Here is a 15,765-nt window from a genome sequence, read left to right as displayed (position 1 = left end):
AAAGCGTTATTCACCGTTGTACACACTGTACCGAGCCAACCGACGACTGCCCCCAACCGACACCATGTCTTGGGCAGGCAAAGCCGCATCAGGTAAACTTGCCCATCTTTTTTTCCTATAACGATTCGCCTGATGCCCACGACGTTCCACGAGATTCCCCGCGAACGCCCCGTCACGCCCCTGCTCGACCGTGCGGCGACGCCGGACGAACTGCGCCGGCTCGGCGAGGCGGAGCTGGAGACGCTGGCCGACGAACTGCGCCAGTACCTGCTCTATACCGTCGGCAAGACCGGCGGCCACTTCGGTGCTGGCCTCGGCGTGGTGGAACTGACCATCGCCCTGCACTATGTCTATGACACGCCCGACGATCGGCTGGTCTGGGACGTGGGCCATCAGGCCTATCCGCACAAGATCCTCACCGGCCGTCGCGAACAAATGGGCAGCCTGCGCCAGAAGGACGGCATCGCCGCCTTCCCGCGCCGCGTGGAAAGCGAGTACGACACCTTCGGCGTCGGCCACTCCAGCACCTCCATCAGCGCCGCCCTGGGGATGGCCATCGCCGCCCGTATGCAGGGTTCCAGCCGCAAATCCATTGCGGTGATCGGTGACGGCGCGCTGACCGCCGGCATGGCCTTCGAGGCGCTCAACCACGCTTCGGACGTGCAGGCCGACATGCTGGTGATCCTCAACGACAACGACATGTCGATTTCCCACAACGTCGGCGGCCTGTCGAACTACCTGGCGAAGATCCTTTCCAGCCGCACCTACGCGAGCATGCGCGAAGGCAGCAAGAAAGTGCTGTCGCGCCTGCCCGGCGCCTGGGAAATCGCTCGCCGCACCGAGGAATACGCCAAGGGCATGCTGGTTCCCGGCACCCTGTTCGAAGAGCTGGGCTGGAACTATATCGGTCCCATCGACGGCCACGATCTGCCGACGATGGTTGCGACCCTGCGCAACATGCGCGACCTCAAGGGCCCGCAGTTCCTGCATGTGGTAACCAAGAAGGGCAAGGGCTTCGCTCCGGCGGAAGTCGACCCCATCGGCTACCACGCCATCACCAAGCTGGAACCGATCAAGGCCCCGGCCGCGCCGAAGAAACCTTCCGGCCCGAAGTACTCCAGCGTCTTCGGACAATGGCTGTGCGACATGGCCGGCCAGGACCCGCGCCTGGTAGGCATCACCCCGGCGATGAAGGAAGGCTCCGACCTGGTGGCCTTCAGCGAACGCTTCCCGGATCGCTATTTCGACGTTGCCATCGCCGAACAGCACGCGGTGACCCTGGCGGCCGGCATGGCCTGCGATGGCGCCAAGCCGGTGGTGGCGATCTACTCCACCTTCCTCCAGCGCGGCTACGACCAACTGATCCACGACGTGGCGGTGCAGAACCTCGACGTGCTCTTCGCCATCGACCGTGCCGGCCTGGTGGGCGAAGACGGCCCGACCCACGCGGGCAGCTTCGACCTCTCCTACCTGCGCTGCATCCCCGGCATGCTGGTGATGACGCCAAGCGACGAGAACGAACTGCGCCTGCTGCTGACCACCGGCTACCACTTCGAAGGTCCGGCGGCGGTGCGCTATCCGCGCGGCAGCGGCCCGAACGCACCGATCGACCCGAGCCTGGCTCCGGTTGAAATCGGCAAGGGCGTGGTCCGTCGCAAGGGTGCCAAGGCCGCGCTGCTGGTATTCGGCGTGCAACTGGCGGAAGCCCTGCAAGTGGCGGAAAACCTCGACGCCACCGTGGTCGACATGCGCTTCGTCAAACCGCTGGACGAGGCCCTGCTCCGCGAGCTGGCCGGAAGCCATGAGCTGCTGGTGACCATCGAAGAGAACAGCGTGATGGGTGGCGCCGGTGCCGCCGTCAGCGAGTTCCTCGCCCGCGAGAATCTGGTCAAGCCCGTGCTGCACCTGGGTCTTCCGGACTACTACGTCGAACATGCCAAGCCAGCGGAAATGCTCGCCGAATGCGGGCTGGATGCCGCGGGTATCGAAGCATCGATGCGCAAACGGCTGGCGCTGCTGGGGCTCTGACCCGGTGGGAGCGAATTCATTCGCGAATGAATTTGCACAGACCCCGACGCTCAAGGATGAGCTTCAGCCAAGGGTGGACCACGCTTCACCGGTCCACCATTCGAGGTCCGGCATAGTGCTGTTGGTGGATGGAAAAGCGCCATCCACCCTACACGTCTGTAAAGTGCGCCGCGCGCACCAAGCCTCTGTCGGTGCGCATGGCGCACCCTACCTCGCAATGTCCAGCAACTGGCACAGCTTCTCGGTCGCGCCCAGCATCTGGAAGCTCGGCCGCTCCAGTCCACGGTCCGGCACGGGCCAGACCTGCCCCTTCCTGACTGCCGCCAATTGCGGCCAAGCCGCCCACCCGCTGGCCTGACTCGGCTCGCTCACCAGTATCACGGCGGGATCGCGCTGCAACACGGCCTCGATCCCCACTTGTGGCGCCGGCACTAAAAGGTCGGCAAAGACGTTTTCCGCCCCACATAACTTCAAGGCATCGCTGACGATCTGCTGGCCGCCGAGCGTATAGAGCGGCTGGTCCCAGACCTGATAGAAAACCTTCAGCGGCACGTCGCGCTGATGGCGCTGGCGCAGCTCAGCCAGCCCCATCTCGAAGCGCGCCGCCAACTGGCGGCCCTGTTCGGCACGCCCGACCCGCTCGCCGAGCTCGACGAAGGACGCTGCCAGTTGCGCCAGGTTCCGGGGCTCGACCACCAGTTGAGGAATGGAGAGTTTCTTCAGTTGCTCGCGCCCGGCGGCACCCACGCTGTCCGGCCAGAGCAGCACCAGGTCGGGTCGCAGGCTGAGCAGACTTTCCGCCTGCAGCTGGCCGTAACGGCCCACGGATGGCAGATCCGCCAGGGCAGGAGGACGCTCACCGCCATCCAGCACGCCCACCAGCAGGTCGCTGGCGCCGAGGTCGAGCATGGTTTCTGTGAGGGACGGAGCCAGGCTGACCACCCGCAGCTGCGCCGTGGCGGGCAGCGCCAGGCACAACAACAGGCAGGTGAGCAGCCGGCGCATCAGCCGAGCTGGCGGGGAATTCGGTAGAGGTAGAGCAGCACGAGGCTGCTCATGGCCAGGAGGAACAGCGCCACGGCATTCAGGCCGACCAGCACCGCCAGGGCGGCGATCCAGGCGGGCAGCCCAGCGGCGAGAAACGCCTTGCCACGGCGACGGGCCAGTTCCTGCCAGGCGCCAGGCTCTTCGGCACGGCCGAGGGCCGCTTCGGTGGCCACCAACGCGCGCTTGTAGGCGGAGAACAAGGGCAGGCTGAGGAACAGGGAGACCAGGGCGGCGATGAACAGCGGCATCTGCAACATCGGCCAAAGCGGCTCGCCATCACCGAACAGGTAGCTCATGACGAGCAGCGGCACCAAGGTGTAGCCCAGCTGGCGCCACCAGGCCAGGGCAAGCTGGCGACGGACTTCCTTGCGGGTCACGACTCGGCTTCCGCCTGATGCAGGTTGCCCAGCATGTGACCGAGTTTTCCGGCCTTGGTGGCCAGGTACTTGCGGTTGTGCTTGTTCAGGCCGGTCTGCAGCGGCACGCGCTCTGCCACATTGAGGCCGTAGCTTTCCAGTGCCTTGACCTTGCGCGGATTGTTGGTCATCAGCTTGATGGCGCGGATGCCCAGGTGTTCCAGCATCGGCTGGCACATGGCGTAGTCGCGCTGGTCGGCGCCGAAGCCCAGGCGCTCGTTGGCTTCCACGGTATCGGCACCGGCATCCTGCAGCTCATAGGCGCGGATCTTGTTCAGCAAGCCGATGCCACGGCCCTCCTGACGCAGGTACAGCAGCACGCCACAACCGGCTTCGGCGATGGCACCCAGGGCCGCTTCGAGCTGGAAACCGCAATCGCAACGCAGGCTGAACAGCGCATCACCGGTGAGGCATTCGGAGTGCAGACGGCCCAGGACAGGTTCGCCGCTGGCGACGTCACCCAGGGTCAGGGCAACGTGCTCCTTGCCACTGGTCTCGTCGAGGAAGCCGTGCATGGTGAATACACCGAAAGGCGTGGGCAGCTGGGAGGCGGCGACGAAAACGACAGACACCGTAGGGCTCCTGGAAATTGGCAAGGCCGGCATTGTAGCAGCAGCGCTGATCGGCCGGTCAGACTGAATAGTTGGGGATAAGTATCGATTGACCCGAAGGAAGCGGACTCAGAGTTTGGATTCGAGCATCAAGACGCCCTGCTCCTCGCGCCAACGCACCCGGTTGAGGAAACTCATACCCAGCAGCACCTCCACCGGCGAGTCGCCTTCAACCACGGCGCCTTCCACGCCCAGCACTTCGATGCCGCCGACCTTGATCCGGTCGAAGGTCACCCGCCAGGCGTTGACGGTGCCCGCCGCGGTGCTGGCCTTCATCGGCAGGCCTTTTACCCGGTAATCGATACCCAGGCGGCGCGCTTGGTTCTCGTTCATCGCAACGCTGGTGGCGCCGGTATCGACCAGGAACTGCACCGGGTGGCCTTCGATGGAGCCGGCCACCTGAAAGTGTCCGTTATTGCCGCGAGCAATGCTGAGTCGGGCCTTCTGCGGCGCTCCCGGGCTACCCGCCTGGTTGTACTCGCGGGACAGGCCATAGCTACGCTCGACACCGTCGACGCGCAGCACCGCACCCTTGCTGTCGGCACTGATGACCTGAACACCCCCTGGACCGGTCTGCCCCACCTTCACCAGCTTGCGCTGGCCGTCGACGTTGAGCACGGCCGCACCGGGAAAGAGGCCGACCACCTGCACCTGGGTGGCTCCGGCGAACATCGGGGCAAACGCCAGCAGGACAGCGGCGATACGCAGGTCGGGGCGCGGCATGGGGTTTCTCCAGTTCCTTGTCGAAGGCGTAGGGTTGCTTCCAGTGGTCGTTGCGTCGCTCGACGACTTTTCGTACAAGCCCTAGGCCAGGCCCCAGACAATGAACTGCATCGCCAGCCAAGCGAAGACACCGGCCAGCACGTCGTCGAGCATGATCCCCACCCCACCATGGACGTGGCGGTCGATCCAGTGGATAGGCCAGGGCTTGAGGATGTCCATCACGCGGAACACCAGGAAACCCAGCAGCAGCCATTGCCAGCCCTCGGGCACCAGCCAGAGGGTGATCCACATGCCGACCATCTCGTCCCAGACGATGCCTTCATGGTCATGCACGCGCAGGTCGTCGGCCACCTTGCCGCACAGCCAGAAGCCGAACAGCATGGTCAGCCCCAGCATCAGCCAGTAGCCCCAGTCCGGCAGCATCTGCCAGAGCGGAATGAACGGCAGGGCCACCAGCGAACCCCAGGTGCCCGGGGCCTTGGGCAGGGTGCCCGAGCCGAAGCCGAAGGCAATGAAATGCCAGGGGTTGGTCCACACCGAATGGGGAATGGGTTGCGGCGTGGACGACTCGTGATCAGTCACCTTGACTCCCGAAATGTTGATAGCCCAATGCCGGCGGCTGCAGTTCAGCGCCGGCGGAGTCCAGCAAGTGCACACCCTGCCCGGCTTCTACCCGGCCAATCACCGCCACGTCCGGCCAGTCGGCCTGGACGGCGGCCAGCTCACGGGCGGGCAGGGTAAAGGCCAGGCGGTAGTCGTCGCCACCGGCCAGCGCACAATTGAGGGCAAATTCCCTGGAAAAGAGCCCTTCGAGGGCAGATGACAGCGGCAGTCGCGCCGTTTCAATCCACAGTGCGGCGCCCGAGGCGCGAGCGATATGCCCGCAATCGGCGAGCAGACCGTCGGAGATATCCAGCGCCGCCGTGGCACGCCCGCGCAGCGCCTGGCCCAGGGCCAGTTGCGGCTGCGGCGCCCAGTAGCGCTGCAGCAGGTAGTCCGCCTCGGGACCACATTCCTGCCGTTCGCCCAGCACCAGGGGTAGCGCGCCCGCACCGTCGCCCAGGCTGCCGCCCACACAAAGCAGGTCGCCAGGGCGCGCACCGGCGCGGGTCAGGGCCTGCCCGGCGGGAACGCGGCCGAATACGCTGAGGGTCAGGCTCAGCGGACCGCGCGTGGTATCGCCACCCACCAGGCCAATCCCACAATCCTGCGCCATGTTGCACAGGCCACGGGCGAAGCCGTCCAGCCAACTGGCCTGGGCGTCGGGCAGGGTCAGGGCAAGGGTGAAGGCAACGGGCGTGGCGCCCATCGCCGCCAGGTCGCTGGCAGAAACCGCCAGGGCGCGCTGGCCGAGAAGGAAGGGGTCGGCATCGTGTGGGAAGTGCACGCCGGCCACCAGGGTATCGGTAGAAATCGCCAGCTGCTCGCCGGGCGGCAATTGCAGCAAGGCGCAGTCGTCGCCGATGCCAAGGGCGATGCCTTCACCTCCCGCCGCACAGGCGGCGGAGGCGAAGAAACGGCGGATCAGCTCGAACTCACCCACGCGCAGGCTGCAATCAGCGCTTGCCGCCGCGGACTTCAGCGGCGCGCAGGCGCGGCGCCAGCTTGTCCAGCACGCCGTTGACGAACTTGTGTCCGTCGGTGGCGCCAAACACCTTGGCCAGTTCGATGCCTTCGTTGATCACCACGCGATACGGCACGTCCACGCGGTTCATCAGCTCGTAGGTCGACAGACGCAGAATCGCCAGTTCCACCGGGTCTACTTCTTCGAGGGCACGGTCCAGGCAGGGCAGGAAGGCTTCGTCGATCTCGGTCTTCATGCGCGGCACGCCGTGCAGGATCTCGTGGAAGTAGGCGCCGTCGACCGAACTGAAATCGTTGTCGACGCGGAACTGCGCTTCGATCTCGTTGAGCGGCTGGCCAGCGATGTGCCAGGAGTAGAGCGCTTGCATCGCCAGGCTGCGGGCCTGGCGACGGGCTGCGATCTTGCCTTTCGGTGCCTTGGGCGCCGAACCGTCTGCGTTGCTCACTTGGCCTCCAGGGCAGCCAGCAGGCTAACCATCTCCAGGGCGGACAGGGCAGCTTCGGCGCCTTTGTTACCGGCCTTGGTGCCGGAACGCTCGATGGCCTGCTCGATGGAGTCGACGGTCAGCACGCCGAAGGCGACCGGAACGCCGAATTCCATGGAAACCTGGGCCAGGCCCTTGGTGCATTCACCGGCAACGTATTCGAAGTGCGGGGTGCCGCCACGAATGACCGCGCCGAGGGCGATGATGGCGGAGTACTCGCCTTGCTGGGCGACCTTCTGGGCCACCAGCGGGATTTCAAACGCGCCGGGAGCACGGATGAGGGTGATGTCGTTTTCGCTGACACCGTGGCGGACCAGAGCGTCTACGGCGCCACTCACCAGGCTTTCCACGACGAAGCTGTTGAAACGGCCGACCACCAGGGCATAGCGGCCTTTGGGGGCGATGAAGGTACCTTCGATGGTCTTCAGGGACATGGGCGAATTCTCGTCAATTAAAGAGCGAGGGCCCCGGCCATTCATTGGTCGGGGCCCTGCGGGTCATTCAGCGGGCAGGTATTCTACAACTTCCAGGTCGAAACCGGATATCGCGTTGAACTTCATCGGCGAGCTCATCAGGCGCATCTTGCGCACGCCGAGGTCGCGAAGAATCTGCGATCCGGCACCCACGGTGCTGTAGGTGGTCGGGTTGGTGACCTTGGTTTCCGTTCCCAGCTGGCGCTCCAGGTGGGCCAGCAGTTGCGGGCCGGTGAGCGGGTTGCCCAGCAGCAGCACCACGCCGCTACCGGCCTTGGCCACCGCGCTCATGGCGGCACGCAGGCTCCAGCGGCCTTCCTGGTTGACCATGAACAGGTCGCGCAGCGGGTCCATGTTGTGCACACGCACCAGGGTCGGCTCTTCCGGGCAGATCTTGCCGAGGGTCAGCGCCATGTGCACGTCGCCTTCCACGGAATCGCGGTAGGTCACCAGGTTGAAGTGGCCCAGCTCGCTGTCCAGCGGCTGCTCGGCAATGCGATCGACGGTGCGCTCGTGGATCAGGCGATAGTGGATGAGGTCAGCGATGGTACCGATCTTGATCCCGTGCTCGGCGGCGAAGGCCTCCAGCTCGGGGCGACGGGACATGGTGCCGTCGTCGTTCATGATCTCGCAGATCACGCCGCTGGCCTCGAAACCACCCATGCGCGCCAGGTCGCAGGCAGCCTCGGTGTGACCGGCCCGGGCCAGCACGCCGCCCGGCTGGGCCATCAGCGGGAAGATGTGGCCGGGGCTGACAATATCTTCGGCCTTGGCGCCCTTGGCGGCGGCAACCTGCACGGTACGTGCGCGGTCGGCGGCGGAGATGCCGGTGGTCACGCCCTCGGCGGCTTCGATCGAGACGGTGAACTTGGTGCCAAAGCCCGAACCATTGCGCGGCGCCATCAGCGGCAGCTTCAGCAGTTCGCAACGTTCGCGGGTCATGGGCATGCAGATCAGGCCGCGGGCGAAGCGGGCCATGAAGTTGATGTGCTCGGCCTGCACGCACTCGGAGGCCATGATCAGGTCGCCTTCGTTCTCGCGATCCTCGTCATCCATGAGGATGACCATCTTGCCCTGGCGGATGTCTTCGATCAGTTCGTCAATGCTGTTGAGAGCCATGGGCCCTCCTTCTGAATTCAGTGTTTGAGGTAGCCGTGTTCGGCGAGGAAACTTTCGGTCAGGCCAGAGGATTGCGGCTCGGCTGCCTTGTCGCCCAGCAGCAGGCGCTCCAGGTAGCGGGCCAGCAGGTCGACCTCCAGGTTGACCCGGCGTCCCGGGCGGTAGTCGACCATGATGGTCTCGGCCAGGGTATGCGGGACGATGGTCAGCTCGAACTCTGCACCGTTCACCGAGTTTACCGTCAGGCTCGTGCCGTCGACGGTGATCGAGCCCTTCAGGGCAATGTACTTGGCCAGGTCGCGCGGTGCACGGATGCGGAATTGCACGGCGCGGGCGTTGTCTTCCCGCGCGACCACTTCGCCGATGCCGTCGACATGGCCGCTGACCAGATGGCCGCCCAGGCGGCTGGTGGGGGTCAGGGCTTTTTCCAGGTTGACCAGGCTACCCGGCTTGAGGTCTTCGAACCCGGTGCGGGCCAGGGTTTCGCGGCTGACGTCGGCCCAGAAACCGTTGCCCGGCAGCTCGACGGCGGTGAGGCAGACGCCATTGACCGCAATGCTGTCGCCCAGCTTGACGTCGGAGAGGTCCAGTTTGCCGGTTTCTACCAGTACGCGGACGTCGCCACCCTTGGGCGTGATCGCGCGGAGGGTGCCGATGGCTTCGATTATGCCGGTGAACATGAGGCCTCCAGAACTTGCTGCGGACCGGTCGAAACCGGCGAAAGACGCATTATAGGCGCCCGCACCTCGCCCGCGCGCAGACGAACCGCCGGCGCCGGAAGGATTTGGACTGTTGCATGTGACATCGATGGAACTCCTGTTTTGTGAAAAACAGGGCGTATCGGATCGAAAGGGATCTGACGGAGGCAGGCACGGACGCACCCTGGCCCAGGCAGGCAATCCCGTTCTCTCTTCATCCGGACTATTACCGTCGGCCCCGGGATCGCACCGGGTCTGCTGACCTCGTCATGAACGAGCGCTCGCGGGCTATGCGCTTGACGCGCAATCACCGCCGGTGGGGACTTGCACCCCGCCCTGAGAACGTTTCAGCCAGTCAATGAAGCTGGCTGGCTGGCGTTTTATCACAGTCGTGGCGAACTTGCATCGGCGTTTGCGACCAGGCCAGCTGGCCAAAAATCAGGCAGAGGGGCTGGGTACGGCGATGACGCGCCAGTCGTCACCCACGGCGCGCATTTCGACGATCTTGAGCGCTGGCGCTTCGGCCATTCGTTCCAGCGGCCAGTCCAGCAAGGGCCGGGCATTGGAGCCGAGGAACTTCGCGGCGATGAAAATCTGGTACTCATCCACCAGCCCGGCACGGGCGAAGGCCCCGGCGAGGCGCGGGCCGGCCTCCACCAGCACGTCGTTTACGCCACGGCTGGCCAGGTCCTGCAGCAACTGACGCAGGTCGACATGGCCGTCGGCTCCGGGCAGCGCCAGCAGCTCGTGGCCCCGATAGGCGTCCTGGCCGGCGACACTGGCGGTGACGACCAGGGCCGGACCGGCCTGGAAGAAAGGCGCCGACAGCGGCACCCGCAGGCGCCCGTCCACCAGCACCCGCAGCGGCGGACGGCTGACGGCCAGGGACGTGAGTTCAGGGTCGAGGCCCAGTTCGTCCGCGCGCACGGTCAGACGCGCAGAATCGGCGAGCACGGTGTCGGCGCCCGTCAGCACCACGCTGGCGCGGGCACGCAGGCGCTGCACGGCCGAGCGGGCTTCGGGTCCGGTGATCCACTGGCTTTCGCCACTGGCCATGGCGGTACGGCCGTCCAGGCTCATGGCCAGCTTGACCCGCACGAAGGGCAGCCCCTGCTCCATGCGTTTGATGAACCCGGCGTTCAACACCCGCGCCTCGGCCTCCAGCACACCGCTCTGCACCGCGATGCCGGCGTCCGCCAGACGCTGGAGACCACGGCCGGCAACCTGTGGATTGGGGTCCTGCATGGCCGCGACCACGCGCCCGACACCGGCCGCCACCAGCGCATCGGCGCAAGGCGGTGTGCGGCCATGGTGGCTGCAGGGCTCGAGGGTGACGTAGGCGGTGGCGCCACGGGCCAACTCGCCGGCCTGCCTCAGCGCGTGAACCTCGGCATGGGGCTCGCCAGCGCGAACGTGCCAACCCTCGCCCACGATCTGCCCGTCACGGACGACGACACAACCCACGCGTGGGTTCGGGTGAGTGGAGTAAATGCCTTTGCGCGCCAGTTCCAGGGCGCGGGCCATATAGGCCTGGTCGAGGTCGGCCATCAGTCTTTCGACGGCTCGCGGGCCAGGCGCTCGATTTCCTCGCGGAACTCGTTGAGATCCTGGAAGCGGCGATAAACCGAAGCAAAGCGGATGTAGGCGACTTCATCGAGCTTCTGCAGTTCAAGCATCACCAGCTCACCCAACACCCGCGACTTCACTTCGCGCTCACCAGTGGCGCGCAGCTTGTGCTTGATATGGGCGATGGCAGCTTCGAGGCGCTCGACGCTCACCGGGCGCTTCTCCAGCGCGCGCTGCATGCCGGCCCGCAGCTTGTCTTCGTCGAAGGGCTGGCGGCTGCCGTCCTGCTTGATCAGCCGGGGCATCACCAGCTCGGCGGTCTCGAAGGTGGTGAAACGCTCTTCGCAAGCCAGGCACTCGCGGCGGCGGCGCACCTGGTCGCCCTCGGCGACCAGCCGCGAATCAATGACCTTGGTGTCGTGGGCGCCGCAGAAGGGACAGTGCATGGCGTTCGGGGGGCATCGGCAGAAAAGGTGGTCCATGGTAGCGCATCCCCGAGGCAAGACAAGCCGACGGCTTTGCGCTATAAGCCCCGCGCACTTAGGGTCTGTAGATGCTTCGTTCGCGACCGTAACGCAACGTCAACAGCGCCAATATCAGGAAGCCCAGATGCGCCCACTCATTCCCCTGCTCCTCGCCGCCCTGCTCGTGGCCTGTGCCAGCGAAGAGCCCGCCCCGGAACTGCCCACCCCGGCACCGCAATCCCGGGTGGAAGCCACGCCCGCGCACCTGCGCGAACTCAGCGGCGTGCTGCAAGCCCCGCCCGCCGGCAGCGAGGTGGAACTCGCGTTGATGTCGATCGACGAGCGCAACCGCCCGCAGCGCTTGCTGGGCAGCCTGGTGCTTAACGGCAACGGCGGCCCGCTGCCCTTTCGCCTGCTGTTCAACCCGGAAGCCTTTCCCCGTGGCGAGCGCGTGGAGCTACGCGGACGCGCGAGCCTCTCGGGACAGCTGATTCTGAAGCTGCAGCCGCGCCTCATCCTGCAACCTGAAAGCCAGTCCCTCGGCCCCCTGCAAATGGTCCCGGCGCCATGACCGTGGCGCAATCCCTGCAGCAGGCACTGACCCGCTTGCTGGGCGACGCCAGCCTCAGCGCGGAAACCCTGCCCGGCACCGACCTCAAGCTCTGGCTGATCGACGCCAACAATATGGACCGGGCCTTCAGCCCCGAAGAAACCCGACGCATCCTCGAAGAGCCACCCTACTGGTGCTTCTGCTGGGCCAGCGGCCTGGCCCTGGCGCGCTGGCTGGCCGAGAAGCCGGAATGGGTCGCCGGCAAGCGCGTGCTGGATTTCGGGGCCGGCTCGGGGGTCGCCGCCATTGCCGCGGCCAAGGCCGGGGCCGCCGAAGTGGTGGCCTGCGATCTCGACCCGCTGGCCCTGGACGCCTGCCGCGCCAACGCAGAACTGAACGGGGTGGCGCTGAGCTACTCTGCGGACTTCTTCCAGGAGGAGGACCGTTTCGACCTGATCATAGTCGCCGACGTGCTCTACGACCGCGCCAACCTGCCGCTGCTCAACCACTTCCTCACCCGTGGCCGCCAGGCCCTGGTAGCCGACTCGCGGGTTCGCGACTTCCAGCACCCGCTCTACACCCGCCTGGCGATTCTGGACGCCTGCACCTGGCCAGACCTGGCCGAGCCGGCGGAATTCCGCAACGTGAGCCTGTATCACGCGATTCGGTGAGCGCTTGAGCAGACCATCCCCGTTCCTGTAGATCCTATGCAAAGGCCGCCCGCACGCCGATTCTTAATCCGGGGGATAGAAGGTTTGGCCCAGAGGAGGAATCGACATGCGAACGGCCTACGTTGAACAGCATAGTGCGAACGAACCGGTCTTGGCAGTGGCGCTGGAGTTGGCCAGGGCCAGTTGGAAAGTGGCGCTGAGTGATGCCCGGCGCGCCCCCCGGCTGAAGACAGTCGACGCACCGCAACCCCTGGCGCGCCTGGAGCAGGTGGTGCAAACGATCGCGGAGACGCGCGCGCTCTGGGCGTTGCCAGCGTCCGCCAGAGTGGTCGTGGTGTATGAAGCGGGCCAGGATGGCTTCTGGCTACAGCGCGCCTTGCAGGCGCGTGCGCTGGAGGTCCTGGTGATCGATCCAGCGAGCCTGCTGATGGCGCGGCGGAGGCGTCTGGCCAAGACTGACCGGCTGGACGCCTTGCGCCTGGTGGAGGCCCTGCTGGCCTGGCTGCGTGGCGAGCAGCGGCGTTTTCAGGTGGTGTGCCCGCCCAGCGTCGAGGACGAGGATCGCCGGCACTGGGGGCGCGAGCGCCAGCAGTTGCAGCGCGAGCTGCAGCAGCACCGCAACCGGATCGAGAAGCTGCTGGCGACGGTGGGCTGCTGGACCCGGCTGGATCGTGCCGGCCGCCAACAACTGGCCGAGGGCACGCTGCAGGACTGGGCTGGCCAGGCGCTGGGGGCGGCGCTGCAGGCCCGCCTGCAGCGGGAGCTGCAACGCTGGCAGGAGGCCCGGACCCAGCTGCGGCGGCTGGAGCACGAACACGCGCAGCGCTTCGGCACCCGCCAGGCCGAACAAGTGGCGCGACTGAGCCAGTTGCGCGGCATCGGCACCGTCGGCGCCCGGCAACTGGTACTCGAGCTGTTCTGGCGGCAGTTTCGCAACCGCCGTCAGTTGGGGGCCTGCGTTGGCCTGGTGCCCTCGCCCTACGACAGCGGCACGCTGCGGGTCGACCAGGGCATCAGCAAGCAGGGTAATCCCCGGGTCCGCGCGCTGCTGGTCGAACAGGCCTGGCTATGGCTGCACTACCAGCCGAACAGCGCCCTCAGCCACTGGTTCGCCAAGAAGGCCGGCGGTGATTGCCGTCGCAGTCGACGGGTAGCGATCGTGGCCCTGGCGCGACGCCTGGTGATCGCCTTGTGGCGCTACCTGGAGCGCGGTGAGCTGCCGGCGGGTGCAACACTGAAAGCCGTGCCCTGACACCACCACTCAGCCAGCGAGCCGCGACGAAAGAGTTACGCAGTCAACACGCCCGTAATTCGCCCGGGTCATCAGCGCGATGACCGATCTTGTAGAAAGGGTGTGGTGCAAAGGGGTATGCCTGAGCGCAACGCGCAAGCAGGATCGTGTTGGTCCTCGTGACCAGCGGATAGAAGGTGGTGAGACGCTAGGTCTCACGAGCAGCATGCCCCGCTGCCTTGATGCGTGCCCCAAGTCATGAATCGGAGGAACAGGCCTTGACACCGAGATCTTCATAGAAGGGGCGAATTCATTCGCCAAGGAGCACGCAGGGCTCCCGATCGGATTCCGGGGCTGGAAGCTTCCGCCCGCCCGGTGAATGAATCGTTCTGATCAGCTCGGAGTTGGGGCGCCCCTCCGGGGCGCTTGGCGAATAAATTCGCCCCTACAGGTGAGGCAGACCGAGTGGTGGGAAGGCACGGCGCTCGTACGGGGCATATTCATCCCCCTCCGCCAGCCGTATGATTCGCCCATCCCTTCGTGCCTTCGAGTGCCCAGATGAGCGACATTCCCTACATCTTCGATACCACCGGCGCCGACTTCGACCAGGCGGTGATCCAGAACTCGTTCCACAAGCCGGTGCTGGTGGACTTCTGGGCCGACTGGTGCGCGCCCTGCAAGGCCCTGATGCCGCTGCTGGCGCAGATCACCGAGTCCTACCAGGGCGAGCTGCTGCTGGCCAAGGTCAACTGTGATATCGAGCAGGACATCGTCATGCGCTTCGGTATTCGCAGCCTGCCTACCGTAGTGCTGTTCAAGGACGGCCAGCCGGTTGATGGCTTCGCCGGCGCGCAACCCGAGTCGGCCATCCGCGCCATGCTCGAGCCCCATGTACAACTGCCGGCGACGCCCCAGGGCAACCTGCTGGACGCGGCCCAGGCCGCCTTTGCCGAAGGCCGTATCAGCGAAGCGGAAAACCTGCTCAAGCAACTGTTGACGGAAGACAACACCAACGCCGCGGGGCTGATCCTCTATGCCCGTTGCCTGGCCGAACGCGGTGAGCTGAGCGAAGCCGAGACCGTGCTCAACGCCGTAAAGAGCGACGAACACAAACAGGCCCTGGCCGGTGCCCGCGCGCAATTGACCTTCCTCCGCCAGGCCGCTGACCTGCCCGAAGTCGCCGACCTGAAATCGCGCCTGGCGCTGGACGCCGGTGATGACGAAGCGGTCTACCAACTGGCCATCCAGCAGCTTTCCCGCCAGCAGTACGAGCCGGCGCTGGACGGCCTGCTCAAGCTCTTCGTGCGTAATCGCAGCTATTGCGAAGGCCTGCCCCACAAGACCCTGCTGCAAGTGTTCGATCTGCTGGGCAGCGACCACCCGCTGGTCGGCACCTATCGGCGCAAGCTGTACAACGCCATCTACTGACGGGACTTCAGGCGCGCTATTTCCGGTGGGAGTGAATTCATTCGCGATGGAAATCGCCCACAGCCCTCGACGCCTAAGGATGGGCTTCAGCCAAGGGTGGACCACGCTTCACCGGTCCACCATTTGAGGCCCGGCATCACGCCGCTGGTGGATGGAAAAACGCCATCCACCCTTGATCTGTTGGAGCGAATTTATTCGCGATTGAAGTCGCTCCCACGGTTCGTCAACCCTTCCAGATATAGAGAGGGGCATCCTCCCCCGCTTCCATATGGACCTGTTCGCAATGGCGCAAGCGCACCAGCAAGCGCTTGCCCGCTGCAACGCCACCAGCCAGGGCTTCCAGTTCCGCCAGCAGGCGCGGACCTTCCATTTGCCCGGCGTCGCGCAACAACTGCTGGGCGGTATCCCAGAGCGCGTCACTGCGCGGGGCGCTCGGGGTCCTGGGCTCAGCCGGGGCCCGGACGACCCTGTCAGGAGACAGGCGGCTGGCTAATTGATCCCAGTCTTCGGCATCCATCTCCACCGTCAGGTCCACCGGCCACTCGCCGATCTGTCCGCGTATGCGCAGCATGTCCAACTCCTTGCGAAACGAATGCGCAATGCTCCCACGACGCTGGCGGCCTGCCTACATTTGTTATAACGTAACCATATTATTTTTCCCCATGCCGGAG

At 65.7% G+C, this 15,765-nt stretch carries 18 protein-coding genes and 1 riboswitch; of the genes, 5 read left to right on the top strand and 13 right to left on the bottom strand.

Going from position 1 to position 15,765, the window contains the following annotated elements:
* Positions 1 to 132: 132 nt before the first annotated feature.
* Positions 133 to 2,028, top strand: a complete 1,896-nt coding sequence (dxs, locus tag THL1_RS03900; protein ID WP_069082030.1) for a 1-deoxy-D-xylulose-5-phosphate synthase — start codon at positions 133 to 135, stop codon at positions 2,026 to 2,028.
* 207 nt (positions 2,029 to 2,235) lie between these two features.
* On the opposite strand, the gene THL1_RS03895 is transcribed toward dxs, so the two are convergent.
* The 12 genes from THL1_RS03895 to nrdR all read right to left on the bottom strand — a co-directional run bounded on the left by THL1_RS03895 (position 2,236) and on the right by nrdR (position 11,196).
* Complete coding sequence (locus tag THL1_RS03895; protein ID WP_069082029.1) at positions 2,236 to 3,033, bottom strand: cobalamin-binding protein; 798 nt, start codon at positions 3,031 to 3,033, stop codon at positions 2,236 to 2,238.
* Positions 3,033 to 3,452, bottom strand: a complete 420-nt coding sequence (locus tag THL1_RS03890; protein WP_069082028.1) for an MFS transporter — start codon at positions 3,450 to 3,452, stop codon at positions 3,033 to 3,035. Before THL1_RS03890 ends, THL1_RS03895 begins: the two co-directional genes overlap by 1 nt.
* Complete coding sequence (gene ribA / locus THL1_RS03885; protein ID WP_069082027.1) at positions 3,449 to 4,063, bottom strand: GTP cyclohydrolase II; 615 nt, start codon at positions 4,061 to 4,063, stop codon at positions 3,449 to 3,451. Before ribA ends, THL1_RS03890 begins: the two co-directional genes overlap by 4 nt.
* A 108-nt stretch (positions 4,064 to 4,171) precedes the next feature.
* Positions 4,172 to 4,774, bottom strand: a complete 603-nt coding sequence (locus THL1_RS03880) for a retropepsin-like aspartic protease family protein (RefSeq protein WP_237234813.1) — start codon at positions 4,772 to 4,774, stop codon at positions 4,172 to 4,174.
* A gap of 132 nt (positions 4,775 to 4,906) precedes the next feature.
* A complete protein-coding gene (locus THL1_RS03875) occupies positions 4,907 to 5,407 on the bottom strand; it encodes a phosphatidylglycerophosphatase A family protein (RefSeq protein ID WP_069082025.1) in 501 nt (166 codons plus the stop codon).
* Positions 5,400 to 6,368 carry a thiamine-phosphate kinase gene (thiL, locus tag THL1_RS03870; protein WP_069082024.1) on the bottom strand — a complete coding sequence of 323 codons (969 nt, stop codon included), beginning with the start codon at positions 6,366 to 6,368 and terminating at the stop codon, positions 5,400 to 5,402. The genes THL1_RS03875 and thiL overlap by 8 nt, the downstream gene beginning before the upstream one ends.
* A 13-nt stretch (positions 6,369 to 6,381) precedes the next feature.
* Positions 6,382 to 6,855, bottom strand: coding sequence for a transcription antitermination factor NusB (gene nusB / locus THL1_RS03865; protein ID WP_069082023.1), 474 nt, complete (start codon positions 6,853 to 6,855; stop codon positions 6,382 to 6,384).
* On the bottom strand, positions 6,852 to 7,328 hold the full coding sequence (gene ribE, locus THL1_RS03860; protein ID WP_069082022.1) for a 6,7-dimethyl-8-ribityllumazine synthase: 477 nt from the start codon (positions 7,326 to 7,328) through the stop codon (positions 6,852 to 6,854). The genes nusB and ribE overlap by 4 nt, the downstream gene beginning before the upstream one ends.
* A 63-nt stretch (positions 7,329 to 7,391) precedes the next feature.
* Complete coding sequence (gene ribBA, locus THL1_RS03855; RefSeq protein WP_069082021.1) at positions 7,392 to 8,486, bottom strand: bifunctional 3,4-dihydroxy-2-butanone-4-phosphate synthase/GTP cyclohydrolase II; 1,095 nt, start codon at positions 8,484 to 8,486, stop codon at positions 7,392 to 7,394.
* Positions 8,487 to 8,503: 17 nt separating this feature from the next.
* Positions 8,504 to 9,166 carry a riboflavin synthase gene (locus tag THL1_RS03850; protein ID WP_069082020.1) on the bottom strand — a complete coding sequence of 221 codons (663 nt, stop codon included), beginning with the start codon at positions 9,164 to 9,166 and terminating at the stop codon, positions 8,504 to 8,506.
* 219 nt (positions 9,167 to 9,385) lie between these two features.
* A riboswitch (FMN riboswitch) is annotated at positions 9,386 to 9,532 on the bottom strand.
* A gap of 90 nt (positions 9,533 to 9,622) precedes the next feature.
* On the bottom strand, positions 9,623 to 10,732 hold the full coding sequence (ribD, locus tag THL1_RS03845) for a bifunctional diaminohydroxyphosphoribosylaminopyrimidine deaminase/5-amino-6-(5-phosphoribosylamino)uracil reductase RibD (protein ID WP_069082019.1): 1,110 nt from the start codon (positions 10,730 to 10,732) through the stop codon (positions 9,623 to 9,625).
* Positions 10,732 to 11,196, bottom strand: a complete 465-nt coding sequence (gene nrdR / locus THL1_RS03840) for a transcriptional regulator NrdR (protein ID WP_069082018.1) — start codon at positions 11,194 to 11,196, stop codon at positions 10,732 to 10,734. Before nrdR ends, ribD begins: the two co-directional genes overlap by 1 nt.
* A gap of 163 nt (positions 11,197 to 11,359) precedes the next feature.
* Between nrdR and THL1_RS03835 the strand changes: the two genes are divergently transcribed.
* From THL1_RS03835 to trxA, 4 genes are all read left to right on the top strand, one after another.
* The gene (locus tag THL1_RS03835; protein ID WP_069082017.1) at positions 11,360 to 11,785 is read left to right on the top strand and encodes a YbaY family lipoprotein; all 426 of its coding nucleotides are present in this window, start codon (positions 11,360 to 11,362) and stop codon (positions 11,783 to 11,785) included.
* Entirely contained in the window at positions 11,782 to 12,435 is a 654-nt protein-coding gene (locus tag THL1_RS03830; RefSeq protein WP_069082016.1) for a class I SAM-dependent methyltransferase, read from the top strand. The genes THL1_RS03835 and THL1_RS03830 overlap by 4 nt, the downstream gene beginning before the upstream one ends.
* 106 nt (positions 12,436 to 12,541) lie before the next feature.
* Positions 12,542 to 13,687 carry an IS110 family transposase gene (locus THL1_RS03825; RefSeq protein WP_069082015.1) on the top strand — a complete coding sequence of 382 codons (1,146 nt, stop codon included), beginning with the start codon at positions 12,542 to 12,544 and terminating at the stop codon, positions 13,685 to 13,687.
* Between the two features lie 537 nt (positions 13,688 to 14,224).
* Positions 14,225 to 15,094, top strand: coding sequence for a thioredoxin (gene trxA, locus THL1_RS03820; protein ID WP_069082014.1), 870 nt, complete (start codon positions 14,225 to 14,227; stop codon positions 15,092 to 15,094).
* Positions 15,095 to 15,317: 223 nt separating this feature from the next.
* Here trxA and THL1_RS03815 read toward each other — a convergent pair whose 3' ends face one another.
* A complete protein-coding gene (locus tag THL1_RS03815) occupies positions 15,318 to 15,665 on the bottom strand; it encodes a hypothetical protein (RefSeq protein WP_069082013.1) in 348 nt (115 codons plus the stop codon).
* Between the last annotated feature and the right edge of the window lie 100 nt (positions 15,666 to 15,765).

The organism is Pseudomonas sp. TCU-HL1 (assembly GCF_001708505.1).
In the GTDB taxonomy this organism is placed as follows: domain Bacteria; phylum Pseudomonadota; class Gammaproteobacteria; order Pseudomonadales; family Pseudomonadaceae; genus Metapseudomonas.
The sequence above is the reverse complement of the archived record's forward strand: the minus strand, read 5'-3'. Positions and strand labels throughout refer to the sequence as shown.

Coding starts and splice junctions, on each gene's coding strand:
- THL1_RS03835 (WP_069082017.1), top strand. CDS start 11,360: ATGCGCCCACTCATTCCCCTGCTCCTCGCCGCCCTGCTCGTGGCCTGT.
- THL1_RS03895 (WP_069082029.1), bottom strand. CDS start 3,033: ATGCGCCGGCTGCTCACCTGCCTGTTGTTGTGCCTGGCGCTGCCCGCC.
- trxA (WP_069082014.1), top strand. CDS start 14,225: ATGAGCGACATTCCCTACATCTTCGATACCACCGGCGCCGACTTCGAC.
- THL1_RS03830 (WP_069082016.1), top strand. CDS start 11,782: ATGACCGTGGCGCAATCCCTGCAGCAGGCACTGACCCGCTTGCTGGGC.
- THL1_RS03850 (WP_069082020.1), bottom strand. CDS start 9,166: ATGTTCACCGGCATAATCGAAGCCATCGGCACCCTCCGCGCGATCACG.
- THL1_RS03815 (WP_069082013.1), bottom strand. CDS start 15,665: ATGCTGCGCATACGCGGACAGATCGGCGAGTGGCCGGTGGACCTGACG.
- THL1_RS03880 (WP_237234813.1), bottom strand. CDS start 4,774: ATGTTCGCCGGAGCCACCCAGGTGCAGGTGGTCGGCCTCTTTCCCGGT.
- nrdR (WP_069082018.1), bottom strand. CDS start 11,196: ATGCACTGTCCCTTCTGCGGCGCCCACGACACCAAGGTCATTGATTCG.
- ribBA (WP_069082021.1), bottom strand. CDS start 8,486: ATGGCTCTCAACAGCATTGACGAACTGATCGAAGACATCCGCCAGGGC.
- dxs (WP_069082030.1), top strand. CDS start 133: ATGCCCACGACGTTCCACGAGATTCCCCGCGAACGCCCCGTCACGCCC.
- THL1_RS03825 (WP_069082015.1), top strand. CDS start 12,542: ATGCGAACGGCCTACGTTGAACAGCATAGTGCGAACGAACCGGTCTTG.
- ribE (WP_069082022.1), bottom strand. CDS start 7,328: ATGTCCCTGAAGACCATCGAAGGTACCTTCATCGCCCCCAAAGGCCGC.
- ribD (WP_069082019.1), bottom strand. CDS start 10,732: ATGGCCGACCTCGACCAGGCCTATATGGCCCGCGCCCTGGAACTGGCG.